12 protein-coding genes are annotated in these 12,956 nt (G+C 69.1%); 8 read left to right on the top strand and 4 right to left on the bottom strand.

The window, feature by feature from the left end; genetic code table 11:
- Positions 1-7 precede the first annotated feature (7 nt).
- Together ACFV20_RS22170 and ACFV20_RS22165 are read right to left on the bottom strand one after the other, a co-directional pair.
- The gene (locus ACFV20_RS22170; RefSeq protein ID WP_355836965.1) at positions 8-319 is read right to left on the bottom strand and encodes a pore-forming ESAT-6 family protein; all 312 of its coding nucleotides are present in this window, start codon (positions 317-319) and stop codon (positions 8-10) included.
- Between the two features lie 82 nt (positions 320-401).
- Complete coding sequence (locus ACFV20_RS22165; RefSeq protein ID WP_356914366.1) at positions 402-734, bottom strand: hypothetical protein; 333 nt, start codon at positions 732-734, stop codon at positions 402-404.
- A gap of 570 nt (positions 735-1,304) precedes the next feature.
- Here ACFV20_RS22165 and ACFV20_RS22160 point away from each other — a divergent pair.
- The 6 genes from ACFV20_RS22160 to ACFV20_RS22135 all read left to right on the top strand — a co-directional run bounded on the left by ACFV20_RS22160 (position 1,305) and on the right by ACFV20_RS22135 (position 9,222).
- Complete coding sequence (locus ACFV20_RS22160) at positions 1,305-3,191, top strand: DNA/RNA helicase domain-containing protein (protein WP_385658956.1); 1,887 nt, start codon at positions 1,305-1,307, stop codon at positions 3,189-3,191.
- A 349-nt stretch (positions 3,192-3,540) separates the two neighbouring features.
- On the top strand, positions 3,541-5,214 hold the full coding sequence (locus ACFV20_RS22155; protein ID WP_385658954.1) for a DUF262 domain-containing protein: 1,674 nt from the start codon (positions 3,541-3,543) through the stop codon (positions 5,212-5,214).
- A 225-nt stretch (positions 5,215-5,439) separates the two neighbouring features.
- Positions 5,440-7,863, top strand: coding sequence for an AAA family ATPase (locus tag ACFV20_RS22150; protein ID WP_385658952.1), 2,424 nt, complete (start codon positions 5,440-5,442; stop codon positions 7,861-7,863).
- Positions 7,860-8,312, top strand: a complete 453-nt coding sequence (locus ACFV20_RS22145) for a hypothetical protein (protein ID WP_385658950.1) — start codon at positions 7,860-7,862, stop codon at positions 8,310-8,312. Before ACFV20_RS22150 ends, ACFV20_RS22145 begins: the two co-directional genes overlap by 4 nt.
- A gap of 98 nt (positions 8,313-8,410) precedes the next feature.
- The gene (locus tag ACFV20_RS22140) at positions 8,411-8,740 is read left to right on the top strand and encodes a plasmid mobilization protein (RefSeq protein WP_385658948.1); all 330 of its coding nucleotides are present in this window, start codon (positions 8,411-8,413) and stop codon (positions 8,738-8,740) included.
- Positions 8,737-9,222 (top strand): hypothetical protein, encoded by a 486-nt coding sequence (locus tag ACFV20_RS22135; protein WP_381021238.1) that lies wholly within the window; start codon positions 8,737-8,739, stop codon positions 9,220-9,222. Before ACFV20_RS22140 ends, ACFV20_RS22135 begins: the two co-directional genes overlap by 4 nt.
- Before the next feature lie 1,037 nt (positions 9,223-10,259).
- Here the strand turns inward: ACFV20_RS22135 and ACFV20_RS22130 are convergent.
- Positions 10,260-10,949 (bottom strand): hypothetical protein, encoded by a 690-nt coding sequence (locus ACFV20_RS22130; protein WP_385658946.1) that lies wholly within the window; start codon positions 10,947-10,949, stop codon positions 10,260-10,262.
- Positions 10,950-11,224: 275 nt separating this feature from the next.
- On the bottom strand, positions 11,225-11,695 hold the full coding sequence (locus tag ACFV20_RS22125; RefSeq protein ID WP_385658944.1) for an ATP-binding protein: 471 nt from the start codon (positions 11,693-11,695) through the stop codon (positions 11,225-11,227).
- 166 nt (positions 11,696-11,861) lie between these two features.
- Here ACFV20_RS22125 and ACFV20_RS22120 point away from each other — a divergent pair, with 166 nt between their 5' ends.
- The gene (locus ACFV20_RS22120) at positions 11,862-12,734 is read left to right on the top strand and encodes a Scr1 family TA system antitoxin-like transcriptional regulator (protein WP_385658942.1); all 873 of its coding nucleotides are present in this window, start codon (positions 11,862-11,864) and stop codon (positions 12,732-12,734) included.
- Entirely contained in the window at positions 12,731-12,919 is a 189-nt protein-coding gene (locus ACFV20_RS22115; RefSeq protein WP_385658940.1) for a DUF397 domain-containing protein, read from the top strand. The genes ACFV20_RS22120 and ACFV20_RS22115 overlap by 4 nt, the downstream gene beginning before the upstream one ends.
- Positions 12,920-12,956: the final 37 nt, after the last annotated feature.

Below are 12,956 nucleotides of genomic sequence, written 5' to 3'. Positions count from 1 at the left end.
CTTGACGTCAGCCGATGTTGTCGACGGCCGCCCGAGCCTTGGCCAGAGTCGTCTGCGCGGTCCCGTCGTTCTGCTCCATCGTCGTGCGGACCAGACGGATGATCTCGCGGACCTCACCGGCGGCGCGGTGCCAGCGGGCTTCCTTGCCGTGATACTCGTCGGCCACGCCGTCCGCGGTGAAGTCGGCCATCGCGGCCTTCACCGCCCGGTCGCGGTCACTCAGTACGCGCTCCAACTGCCCGATGACGCTGTGCAGACTGATCTGCACTTCACCGGAAGCACCGGTGTCGTACGAGCGGCGGTCCTGGTTTTGCCCCATGGCTGAATTCCCCCTGCAAACAGTGGTGGTGAAGGCGGCATCCGGGTGGACGGCGCATGCGCGCCGCCGTGGGCCGGCGCGGCTACCGCGCGCCGAAACGAGCCGCGTCGAAGTTGGCGGCACCCATGTTCTGGTGGGCGTTGTCCTCCAGCTCCACGTCACCGGTGCCGAACGCGGTGTCCATGCCCGACTGGCCGCCCAGGATCGCGCTGAGCGAACCGTTCAGAGCAGCCGTGATCTCGTCGGCGTTGAGCTTGAAGGTGTCGAACGCGGCCTTGCCCGCCCCGTTGAACTTGCCCTCCAGCGGCTCCGCCGACTGGATCAGCCACTTGATCAGCGTGCCCAGGTCCTCGGAAGAGCCGACCGTGCTTTTCCCCAGCTCCGAAAGGGTCGTCGACCCCATGTCGAACTTCATACCCCTACCCCCGTAAGCGTGTTGCGCCGTGGTGATGCGCGATCACTGCAGCGTACTCACACGTCACGTGTGACTCACAGTTCGTCGAACATCCTTCCGTACCGTGCGTTGCACGCGCAACGTAGAAGAGGCCGAAGTGGCTTGAACCGGTGGCTTGCCGTGAAACACGGCGAGAAGTGAATCCAAGTGGCCGGCCCGATGCTGTCGGCAGCAGCCGCCGTGCTCCAGGTGGGATGGGAAGGACGTGACCGCATCGACCGCGGATGTACGCAGCACGGGCGCGCCTGCACGGCTGGGGATATGAGGTCCAACCGCAGGTGGGCGCCCCGCTGAGGGTTCCTGATCACCCCGGTGGGCTCACCTCGTATCGCCCGGAGAGCCCGCTGAGCCGGCTGCGGAGCCATGGCGAACACTGCCGCCACCCATGACCCCGGTACGGCTGTCAGTACCGCCAGGTACCCTCGAACACATCGTCATCGCGGCCCGACGGGCTTCCGCTCCACCCCGGTGGAGTCTCGAAGGACATGCCCCCACCCGCACGAGTCTCTTCGTGCTGCCTGGGGGAAGTCCTTGCTGTTCCGCGCGTCCGCGAAAACGGTCGCCGTCATGGCACTAGACGGTTCGCTGTTCCTGCACCTCACCGACAAGTTCGTCCACACGCACGGCTATCGGCCCGGAGCCTCGGAGGTGCGTTCCTGGGAGCGCAGCATCCCCGTCCTCGCCGCCGCGCTCAACGATGCCGGCCTGGGCGACGTGGAGGTCATGCTGGAGTACTCGCTCCCGTTGAACAGCAAGCGCGCCGACGTCGTCCTCGCCGGAGTCCACCCGGTCACAGGGGAGCCGTCCTACGTCGTGGTGGAGCTGAAGCAGTGGAGCCAGGCCCTGCCTCACGAGGACGACCCCACGCTGTGCCACGTCGACGCCTATGCCCACCCGGTCCTCAACCCCATCGAGCAGGTGCGCCGCTACTGCGAGTACCTCGTCAACTTCAACGGTGCGGTGGCCGAACACGGGCATCGGGTGGCCGGAGCGGCATATCTGCACAACGCCACCGAGTTCGGCGTGACCGGACTGCGTGAGATCGAGCGCGACGGCCGCGGACTGCTCTTCACGGAGGAACGCCGCGGCGCCTTCCTCGACCACCTTCGTACGAGGCTGAGCGCTCAGCACCCGGGGGCCCAGGCCGCGGACGAACTCCGTGCGGGCGCCACGGTGCCGTCGAAGCAGCTCATGTCCGTGGCTGCTGAGGAGGTGCGCGACCGCACACAGTTCGTCCTGCTCGACGAGCAGCAGGTCGCCTACCGGATGGTGCTCAACGCGGTCGAGAAGGCGAAGCACGCCGATCGCAAGGAGGTCGTCATCGTCACGGGCGGCCCCGGCACCGGCAAGAGCGTGATCGCCCTCCAACTGCTCGGCGAGCTCTACCGTCGCGGGGTGCCGGCACTGCACGCCACCGGCTCGCAGTCGTTCACAAAGACGATGAGGAAGGTCGCCGGAGCCCGCAAGCGTGAAGTCCAGGACCTGTTCAAGTACTTCAACAGCTTCATGACGACCGAGAAGAACAGCCTGGGCGCCCTGATCTGCGACGAGGCACACCGCATCCGGGAGACCTCGGCCAACCGCTTCACGCGCGCCGAGAACCGTACCGGCAGGGCACAGATCGACGAACTCATCGACGTCGCCTACGTGCCCGTCTTCTTCCTCGACGAGCACCAGGTCGTCCGCCCCGGTGAGATGGGCACGGTGGCCGAGATCGAGGCGGCAGCGGCGAAGCGGGACATCCCCTGCAGTGTCGTACCGCTGGACAGTCAGTTCCGCTGCGGTGGCAGTGACGCCTACCTGCGTTGGGTGGTCCGCCTGCTAGGCCTGGAGAAGGGCGGGACGGTCGGGTGGGAGCCCGACGGCCGCATGCAGTTGCTGGTCGCCGACAGCCCCCAGGAGATGGAAGCGTTCCTCGAGGCCCGTCGGGCCCAGGGCTACGGGGCTCGTATGTCCGCGGGCTACTGCTGGCGCTGGTCCCCGGAGCCCAAGCCCGGCGACCCGCTCCCGCCCGACGTCGCCATCGGTGACTGGGCCCGCCCCTGGAACCTCCGTGGTGACCGCTCCGTCTCCGGGGCGCCCCCGGCCGCCCTGTGGGCCACCGACCCCGCGGGCTTCGGACAGGTCGGATGCGTCTACACCGCCCAGGGCTTCGAGTACGACTGGTCCGGCGTGATCATCGGTCCGGACCTGGTCTGGCGCGGCGACCGCTGGATCACCGACCGCACCGCGTCCAAGGACCCGGTCTTCAAGAAGTCCACATCGGACACCGACGTGGACCGTCTGATCAGGAATACGTACAAGGTTCTGCTGACCCGGGGCCTGGTCGGCACGATCGTGTACTCGACGGACCCGGAGACACGGGAGAAGCTGCGGGACCTCGGGGGACAGCCGACGCGGAACCTGGTCGCGACGTGACATCGGAACCCGCGGCCGGACACTGAGGTCATGTGAACCGGTCGCGGCCCCGACGGGCTTCATACCCGGAGGCGTACCCACCTCTGGAGGCCACTCGTGCCATGGGGGTGGGGGATCCTTTCGTGTTGGAGGCCGCGACGGCCGCATCTCGTGCACGCCGAAGGACCGACGCCCCGTTTGACACCTCGCCCACCGGCTCAGTGAATACCACGGGCTGTTCCTCCGCCTCACAGGTTTGCTGAACGGCATCAGCGAAGGTCCGGGCACCGAGCCCTCATAACCGCTGTTGAGAACCGGCAAGTTGTGACGATTGAGTACCTTCGCCTCCTCCTTCCGCCATCATCGGGGCATGCAAAAACTCGAGGCGCACGAGATGCCCCTGCACAAGGTGTTCAGCAGCGACTACGACTTCCAGATCCCCGACTACCAGCGCCCGTACGCCTGGCAGGAGGAGCAGGCGTCCCAGCTGCTGATCGACCTGCAGGAGGCTCTGGACCGCAGTGCGGACGAGCCGTACTTCCTCGGTTCCGTCGTACTCGTCAAGGGCGGCGGAGCCCCGAAGGCGGAGGTGATCGACGGGCAGCAGCGGCTCACCACCCTCACCATCCTCCTGTCGGTCCTGCGTGACCTCACCGAGGACGCGGAACTGCGGGGTGACCTCGACCGGTTGGTGATGGAGCCGGGCGCCAAGATCCGCGGCCTCGCGCCGAGGCCGCGAATCACGCTGCGAAGCCGCGACAAGGACTTCTTCGAGAAGTACGTGCAGACGAAGGGCGCCGTGGACACGCTGCTTACGCTCCACGAGGACGCCCTGCGGACCGACGCGCAGAAAGCCATTCTGCGCAACGCGACCGTCCTGCACGCCAGCCTCACCGCGCTCACCGAGGAGCGCCGGCTGGAACTGGCGCAGATGCTTGCCGAGCGGACGTTCCTGGTCGTCGTCAGTACACCCGACCTCGACAGTGCCCACCGGATCTTCAGTGTCATGAACTCCCGTGGCCTGGACCTGTCGCCCACCGACATCTTCAAGTCGCAGATCATCGGTGACCTCGACCGGGAAGCGTCCGAGGCGTGCGCCACCACCTGGGAGGACGCCGAGGAGATGCTGGGGCGCGACGACTTCGCGGAGCTCTTCCTCCATCTGCGGTTGATCTTCGCCAAGAAGCGGGCGGAACAGGAGCTGCTCAAGGAGTTTCCGGAGCAGGTACTCAGCCACTACCTCCCCGACCGGGCCGAGACGTTCGTCCATGACGTCGTTCGGCCCTACGCCGAGGCCTACGCGCAGATCAAGGAGGCTCGCTATGAATCGGCTTCGGGTGCGGAGGCGGTCAACGGCTGGTTCAGGAGGCTCCACCAGATCGACAACTATGACTGGCGACCGGCCGCCCTCTGGGCGCTGCGCCACCATGAGAGCGACCCCGCGTGGCTCGACGCGTTCATGCGGGCGTTGGAGCGCCTGTCCGCCAGCATGTTCATCCGGCGCGTCTACACGACACCGCGCGTCACCCGTTACGCCGAACTTCTCCGGCAGCTCGACGAAGGCCAGGGCCTCGACTCCCCGGCCCTCGAGCTGAGGGACGACGAGAAGGCGGAGACTCTCGACCTGCTCGACGGCGATCTCTATCTCGTCCGCAGGGTCCGCAAATACGTGCTGCTTCGCCTCGATGAGCTGTTGGCCCGAGGGCAGGGGGTGACGTACGACCACCCGCTCATCACTGTGGAACACGTATTGCCACAGAGTCCTGGGAGCGATTCGCAGTGGGCCGAGCTGTTCGACGAGGAGCAGCGAGTGCAGTGGACGCACCGCCTGGGAAACCTGGTTCTGCTGAACCGCTACAAGAACTCGACGGCCCAGAACTACGACTTCGCCGCCAAGAAGATCAAGTACTTCACCGGCCGCGGGGGAGTGGTCCCCTTCGCGTTGACCAGCCAGGTGCTCCAGCACGCCGAGTGGACCCCCGAACTGCTCAAGGCCCGGCAGCAGGAGCTGCTGGGCCTGCTCGCTGAGGAGTGGCGCCTGTGAGTGCGGTGCCGGGAAGTCGGTATCGGTCACCACGATAGCCAAGTAACTCCATGATGTTCCAAACAATTCCATTATTGCCGCCGCTTGGGCTAGGGTCGTCGTCCACAGCGCGCGGATCACTGGCTACGAGTCACCTCGTGGTGTTCGTGTGTTCTGTGTCGCTCAGTCGCCGCCGGCCTGTCCGGCCTCGCGATTCCCAGCCGTCGCCTCCTCGGGAGTCCCCGCATGTCCGTAGCAGCCGATTACCCACCGGACACGTCTCCCGCGGGGCTGCCCGTCGTCGATCCGCCCGCCGGCAGCCTCGCCCACCTCATCGCCGGGCGGCTCGCCGGCTCGGACCTCGACGAGAAGACCCGGGCTGTCCTGCTCAACGCCTTCCAGGACGAGGCCCCGACACGTGGCCGCATGCCGGGCGCCTACCTGCAGTCCGTCACGGTCAGCGGCTTCCGCGGCATCGGTCGAACCGCACGCCTCCCCCTCACCCCCGGCCCGGGACTCACCCTGGTCACCGGCCGCAACGGCTCCGGCAAGTCGAGCTTCGCCGAAGCCGTCGAGATCACGATGACCGGCGACAACGCCCGCTGGCGCGGTCGCAGCGACATCTGGCGCAAGAGCTGGCGCAACCTCCACCACGGCCAGGAACCACAGGTCGCCGTGGAGTTGCGCATCGACGGCGACCCCGAGCCCGCCACCGTGCTGCGCACCTGGCACGGAGACGACGTCGCCGATTCCACCGCCGCACTCGACCGGCCCGGCCACGCCCCCGTCCCCCTCCCGGACCTCGGCTGGCAGGACGACCTGGCGACCTACCGCCCCTTCCTGTCGTATTCGGAACTTGGCCAGGTGATCGGCGGTAAGCCCAGCGAGATGTACGACGCCGTCGCCTCCATCCTCGGGCTGGAGCAACTCGCGGCCGCCGACAAGCGGTTGCGCGAGCTGGCCCGCGAGTACGAGGCGCCCGCCAAGGCGGCCAAGGCCGGACTGCCCGCCCTGCTCGCTCTTCTGGACAGCACCGAAGACCCCCGTGCCGCCTCCGCCCGCACCGCACTGAGCGGCCGGCGCCCGGACCTCGCGCGGGCGGCCGAACTGGCCGCCGGGACCGGCACGGCGGACGAGTCACTCCTGTTCGACCTGCGTCGCCGCTCCACCCTCACCGGCCCCGACACCGAGGCGGTCGCCACGGCCGTGGCCCGGCTCCGTGAAGCCATCGCCTCCGCCGATGACCTGCGGGGCACGTCGGCCGAGGACGCGCTGCGCCGCGCCGAACTCCTCGCCCGCGCGCTCACCCACCACCGCGCCCACCCCGCCCTCGGCACCTGCCCGGTGTGCGGTGGCACGGCCCGCCTGGACGAGGAATGGGCCCGGGACGCCGCCGAGCAGGAACACCGGCTGCGCGCCGAGGCCGAGCAGGTCCTCACCGCCCGCACGGAACTCGACGCGGCCGCGCAGGCCGTCCGCGACCTGGCCGTCCCGCCCCCCGACTGGCTGCCGTCCCAGATCGCCGCCGCCTGGGACGACTGGCTGCGCTGCCGCACCGTCACCGACCCGGCCGCGCTTGCGTCCGTCGCCGAGAACGCCGCACGCACCGCTGCCGACGCCGCACGGGTCACCCGCCAGGAGGCGGCGGCCCGCCTCGCCGACCAGGACGACACCTGGCGCGACACCGCGCGGGCGCTCGCCGCCTGGCTCGACAAGGCCCACGCGGCCGAGCAGGCGGCCCCCCACCTCGCCCGCGTCAAGGCCGCCCACAAGTGGCTCAAGGCCACCCACGACGAGATCCGCGCCGACCGGATGCGGCCCATCGCCGAGGACGCCCTGCGCATCTGGTCCCACCTGCGCCAGCAGAGCAACGTCGTGCTCGGCCCGGTCCGCCTGAGCGGCTCCGCGACCCAGCGCAAAGTCGCCCTCGACGTGACCGTCGATGACATCGACGCCCCCGCGCTCGGTGTGATGAGCCAGGGGGAGCTGCACTCCCTCGCCCTGTCCCTCTTCCTCCCGCGCACGTTCCTCCCGGAGAACCCGTTCCGGTTCCTCGTCATCGACGACCCGGTGCAGTCCATGGACCCCGCCAAGGTGGACGGCCTCGCCCGCGTCCTCGCCCTCCTCGCCGAGCACCGCCAGGTCGTCGTCTTCACCCACGACACCCGTCTGCCGCAGGCCCTGAAGTACCTGCGGCTGCCCGCCACGGTCCTCACCGTCGACCGCCGCGAGTGCTCCGCCGTACGCGTCCGCTCCGGCGACGACCCCGTCAAGCAGGCCCTGCACGACGCCAAGGCGCTCGCCAGGACCCGCGACCTGCCCGGCGACGTCGTCACCCGGGTCCTGCCCGGCCTGTGCCGCACCGCCCTGGAGGCCGCCCTCCTCGAACCGGCCCGGCGCCGCCTCCTCGGCACGGGCCTGCCGCACGCTGAGATCGAGCAGCGCATCGCCAAGGCCCACAAGCTCACGGAGCTGGCCTCCCTCGCCTTCCACGGGGAGACCGACCGGGTGGCCGAGACGATGACCGACCTCACCCGGGCCTACGGCCGACAGGCCGCCGATCACATCCGCTGGTGCAACAGGGGCTCCCACGAAGCCGTGCCCGTCGACGACGTGGACGAGATCATCCGCAGCACCGCGGACCTCGCGAAGGCGGTGCGATCCCTGTGACCACGATCCGCCCGGCCACACCCGTCCCCTCCGCGCTCCCGCCCAGGCAGCCCGCACCCCTCCCGCCTCCTCCACCGCCCACCTCGACCCCCGAGGAACTGCTCGCGGGCGCGGACAGGCTGCTCGGCACCGCCACCGCCTCCACCACCGGCGTCTGGCCGCGCGCCGTGGCACTGCTGCTGCGCCACGCCCTGGAAGAGGCCCTGCGCCGCTACTGGCAGACCCGCAAACCGCAGCTGGCCCGCTGCCCGCCACACGCCCAGGCCCTGTGCCTGGAGTCCTACGCCGACCCCGACACGGCCCGCCGCTGGTCGGCGACCTGGGCCGGTCTCAGCCGGGCCTGCCACTACCACGGGTACGAGCTGGCTCCCACGCAGGGGGAACTGCTGGCCTGGCGGGACGACGTCGAGCGGGTGATCGCGGCTCTGGCACCGAGGACGCGGCGATGAAGGACCGTGTCCCTCTCATCTCCTCGGTACGAGAGGGACCCGAACCGACCCGTCCCGCAGCACTCGCACCGCCGTCATACGCGTATTACGATGCCTTCGTGGCAAAGACGCGGATCAGTATCAGCTTGGATCAGGACCAGGCCGAACGCATCAGGCAGCACGCGGAACGGGCGGGCATGGACGTCTCGGCGTACCTGGTGCATGCCGCCACGCGCCAGATGGCCGAGAGCGACGCCATAGAGGAACAGTTCGCCGAGGTGGATGCCCTCATTGCCCGGGCGGAGCGGGCAGCGGACGGGCTGCCCGCCGAACCGGCCCGGGAACCGGCCGCGGAACTGACGGAGCAGGAACGCCTCGAAGTCGAGGAGGCCCTGGGGCTCGTCCGCGGCCAGGACCGGCAAGGCCGCCGTCCCGGGCATGCCGCGTGAGCGCACGGGTGCCGGTCTACGACACCGGCATGCTCATCGCGCTCGCCGACCGCAAGGCCAAGGCGGTGGCCCTGCACGAGGGACTGCGCACGGTCCCGCACCGGGCACTGGTACTCGGCCCGGTCCTCGCCCAGGTGTGGCGCCCCCACCCGGCGTTGGTGCACGCCCTGTCCGGCGTCCTGAAGGACTGCACGGTCCCTCAGGCCCGTACGTCCGAGCCGCCCATGCGCGAGACGAAGGCCGGCCGTCCGGAGTGCCTGGCCTGCGCGACGGGCCCGGACCTCGCGGACTGGCGGCGCATCGGCACCGCCCTGGGCAGGGCGGCCCTGCCGGCGAAGAAGCGACCGGACGCGGTGGACGCCTGGGTCGCCCTGGCGGCCGCCCGGCACGGCAGCGCGGTGATCTTCACCACCGACCCGTCGGACATCCAGGCCTACCTGACGGTCCTGGCGCCGACGGATGTGCACGTGGTTGCCGTCTGACGTGCGGGACTCACGCTCCGCCCAGTCCAGACGGTTGCGGAGGCGGTGAACAAGCCTTTGGCAGGAGTGGAGCAAGGCCTCGGTCCCGCGCACGTTCGCGCCGAGAGCGGATCCCGAGACGATCAGCCAGCGAGAGAAACGGCCATCCAGTGCCACGGTCTCCCCGCGCGCCGACCGCCGAACTCGCCGAGGGTCCGCCACCCGCTTCGCCATTTACCGCGACCGTGGTACTTGGCAAGGCAGGAGCAGGTGCACAGCCAGCCCTTCGCGTTCTGGCAGGACGAGTTGCACTTCTCGCGGGGGTTGTACTCACGGCCGATGAGGACGCTCGGGTACCTGCGGAGCAACTCGCGGCTCACGTGGGGGAAGTGAGCGCTGGCAACCGTCCAACACCCCTCGCGGCCGTCCCACCGGATCGACCGATCGCTTCCGACCCAGCCCAAGAGCTTCCGCTCGTGTTCCCACAACGTGTGAGCCGGGAACCAAACACCGAACCACCCTTTGGCGGGCAAGCCGATCGTCGGCAGGTGCTCACCCCGGTAACTCGGCATCCAGCCAGAGGGCTTGAGGTACTCGGCCTTCTGCCGCCGATCACGCCTGTGCCCTTGGCCTCCACTCGCCATCCGTCGCCCGCGTCGAGCCCCGGGGCCCCACTCGACCGATACGAGCCTGGCGAGCTGACCGGAGGCATGGCAGGGGAGATGACTCAACGGTCTGTCATGCTCGACTACGCGGCCGTCCTGGTCGACCTTGATGAAGCTGCGGCACCTCAAACACGTGCGGCTGAACCTTCCGTCGCCCACGAATTCCCCCCTTGGTTTGCGCTGCTACTCCCGTGTCTGTTGCCAGGACCTGCTGGTTTTCGGCCAGTGCCTCGTCGGCTACTCGGAGGCGAGGTTCGGCGTCAACGCGCTCAGACGGCCCGGAGGCGACTGCACGCTGCCGTATTCGACTCTTGCGGCGGCGGGGTGCTCGACGCCCCGCAGTGCACCGAGATCAGCCAGGCACGTTCACGCACGCGGGTGATGGCCTGCGCGTCAGCAGTCCCACGACGTCGGGGCAGGGCCGAACGCGCGACGACTGGCCCTCACCGCGAGAGCGGCCATGGCGGCATTGGCGCCACCACCGATCACGGCGCCGATACCGAACGGCGCCACTCGGCCGAGAACGATGATCCCCTGCTTGGTCCCGTACTTCGTGATGAAGTTCTTCCCCAGGACCTTGTTGATCTGTCGCAGCGTCTCGACCGGAACCTTGGCGACGACCTGACGTCCCCAGTGCTGCCCGGTCCGCTCGGCGATCTTGGTGATGGTGGTGGAGCCGCTCCCACCGAGCAGGATCCCCATGACGATCGTCCGGCGGCGCTCGACCTCGTCGATGGGAACCCCGTGGACCTCGGCGATCGAGAGAGCGAAGAGGGCGGTCAGCTCAAGAGACGACAGCGCCTCACCCGCCGACAGCGCCAGCGCGACTCCCGTACCGACCCCGGGCGCGGCCGCGGTCCCCCCGACCGCGGCACCTGTCCCGGTCAAGGCGCTGACGTACATCCGCTCCAGGTTGCGTATCACCTGCGCCGGCGACGCCTCAGAGTTCCGCTGACGGGCGCGGGTGATGTTCTTGCGCACCAGCGGGCTCTGGCCGCCGATCGCCTTGTCCAGGAGGTCGAGGACTCGCTGCCCACGAGCGTCTCCGTCCGGAACCGGTCCGTCGTAGGCATCCGTTGCCATGCCTTGAACCCCCCTGAGTTGTTACGTCCCAAGGGAGTCTCCCATTCGGGTTGCCGGTTCCGGAGGGTTTTGCGACAGCTCCTACCTGTCCATACTTGGCGCTGTTGCGGTCGGCCATCGCTTTCGAAGTCAGCGTCAGCGCCTCCTAGTTCCGCGTTCGCATCGGTTGAAGCGTGGTGGCCCACCCGGGAGCCTGGCCTCCGCCTATCGGCAGGGCAGAGGGCCGTGTTCGGCCGTCTGTCGCGCAGCGGGCGAACCGCGCCCAGCCGTCGTGGTCAGATCCGCTCCCTGCGCGTGTCCGTGCCGAGGGTCTGCAGACACAGTTCGGCCCAGACCGTCTTGCCGCCGGGCGGGTACGGCTCGGTGCCCCAGCGGTCGGCGAGAGCGGTCACCAGGTGGAGCCCGCGACCGGACTCGGCGTCCAGAGACGGTTCGAAGTCCGGGGCGAACGACGGAAGGCTCTCACCCCGAGCGTCGGTGACGGCGACGCGCAGCAGCCCGGTCGCGATGTCGAGGGTGAGGGCGAGCCGGAAGTCGCGGCTGTGCACACGACCGTGCAGGGCGGCGTTGGCCGCGAGTTCCGCCACGATCTGCTCGGCCCGTTCGGTGACGCCGGGTGACACCTCCCAGGAGCGGAGCTGACCGGCGGCGAGCAGACGGGCCAGCCGTGCCCCACGGCGAGTGGACGAGAGGAGCTGGGCGAACGTGCGAACGGTAGGGCGTTGTTGGGGCGTGACCGTGTTCATGGAGCCACGGTGACGGGTGCGCGAGGCGTGTTCCAGGCATACGGTCCGTACGCTGCGTCAACGTACGGGCACATTCCGTGGACGGTACGACGGCTCATACGCCACGCTGAGTGCCGTCGACTTCAGGACGGCGAACAGCGCGCGTACGAACCGGAGGTGGCTGCGGATGGCCGACGGCGGTGTGGTGGACGGCGGGGGCTCCCCGTGCGGCGAGACGGACCGGGAGCCCGGGCCCTCGGACAGTCTGCGGACCTTCGGAGCCGTCATGCAGGCGCTGCGCGAACACGCGGGTTACAGCAGAACCGAGTTCGCGAACCTGGTGAGCTTCTCGAAGCACACGGTCGAGTCGGTGGAGCTGGGGCGGCGGATGCCGGATGTGGCGCTGGTGGAGCGGTCCGAGGAGGCGCTGGGCAACACCGGCGCCCTGCGGAAGGCCTCGCAGTACGTGACACGGGGGCGCGGGGACGTGGGGCTCGCGGCGTGGTTCCGGCAGTGGGCACGGCTGGAGCGGGTGGCGGTGAGTCTGTGCACGTACGAGTGCCGGCTGGTGCCGGGGTTGTTGCAGTCGGAGGGGTATGCGCGGGCGGTGTTCGAGGGGACCGTTCCGGTGGCGCCGGACAGCCTGCTGGAGGACTTCATGGCCCGGCGGATGGAGCGACAGCGGATGCTGTTCGAGCGTCCGACGACGCCGTTCAGCTTCATCGTCGAAGAGCACGTCTTCCGGCGCCGGTTCGGGGATCCGGAACAGATGCGGGAGATGTTCGACCATGTGCTGGAGCTGAGCGCACCGCGGAACGTGACGCTTCAAGTCGTGCCGCTGGAGGCAGGGTTGCATGCTTGTCTGGATGGGCCGGTGCGGCTTTTGGAGACTCCTAGGGGGCAGCGATACGCATACTCCGAGGGGCAGCAGAACGGCCGTCTGATCTCCGACGTGAAAGAGGTGAGCCTGCTCTGCCAGCGCTATGACACACTGCGCTCGCAGGCCCTGAACGCCAAGGACTCTCGGGGTCTGCTGGAGCGACTCCGAGGAGAGCTATGAGCGCGAGGCCGGAACTGGCGTGGTTCAAGTCCAGCTACAGCGGCAGTCAGGGTGACGACTGCGTAGAGGTCGCCGTCACCGAACAGGCCGTGTGCGTACGGGACTCCAAGGACGTGTCGCGTCCTCACTTCGCTGTCGGCTGCGAGGAGTGGACGCGGTTCGTGGGGTTCGCGACAGAGGCGTGAAGGTCGTCTGGCCCGTGCAGTCGCACGGGCCAGGACA

This window comes from Streptomyces sp. NPDC059696 (assembly GCF_042733745.1).
Classification (GTDB): domain Bacteria; phylum Actinomycetota; class Actinomycetes; order Streptomycetales; family Streptomycetaceae; genus Streptomyces.
This window is presented reverse-complemented; position numbering and strand designations above follow the sequence as displayed.

Bases quoted from the DNA above. Each gene is read 5' to 3' on its own strand.
- ACFV20_RS22155 (WP_385658954.1), top strand. From the start codon at position 3,541: ATGCAAAAACTCGAGGCGCACGAGATGCCCCTGCACAAGGTGTTCAGC.
- ACFV20_RS22125 (WP_385658944.1), bottom strand. From the start codon at position 11,695: ATGAACACGGTCACGCCCCAACAACGCCCTACCGTTCGCACGTTCGCC.
- ACFV20_RS22130 (WP_385658946.1), bottom strand. From the start codon at position 10,949: ATGGCAACGGATGCCTACGACGGACCGGTTCCGGACGGAGACGCTCGT.
- ACFV20_RS22150 (WP_385658952.1), top strand. From the start codon at position 5,440: ATGTCCGTAGCAGCCGATTACCCACCGGACACGTCTCCCGCGGGGCTG.
- ACFV20_RS22165 (WP_356914366.1), bottom strand. From the start codon at position 734: ATGAAGTTCGACATGGGGTCGACGACCCTTTCGGAGCTGGGGAAAAGC.
- ACFV20_RS22115 (WP_385658940.1), top strand. From the start codon at position 12,731: ATGAGCGCGAGGCCGGAACTGGCGTGGTTCAAGTCCAGCTACAGCGGC.
- ACFV20_RS22120 (WP_385658942.1), top strand. From the start codon at position 11,862: ATGGCCGACGGCGGTGTGGTGGACGGCGGGGGCTCCCCGTGCGGCGAG.
- ACFV20_RS22170 (WP_355836965.1), bottom strand. From the start codon at position 319: ATGGGGCAAAACCAGGACCGCCGCTCGTACGACACCGGTGCTTCCGGT.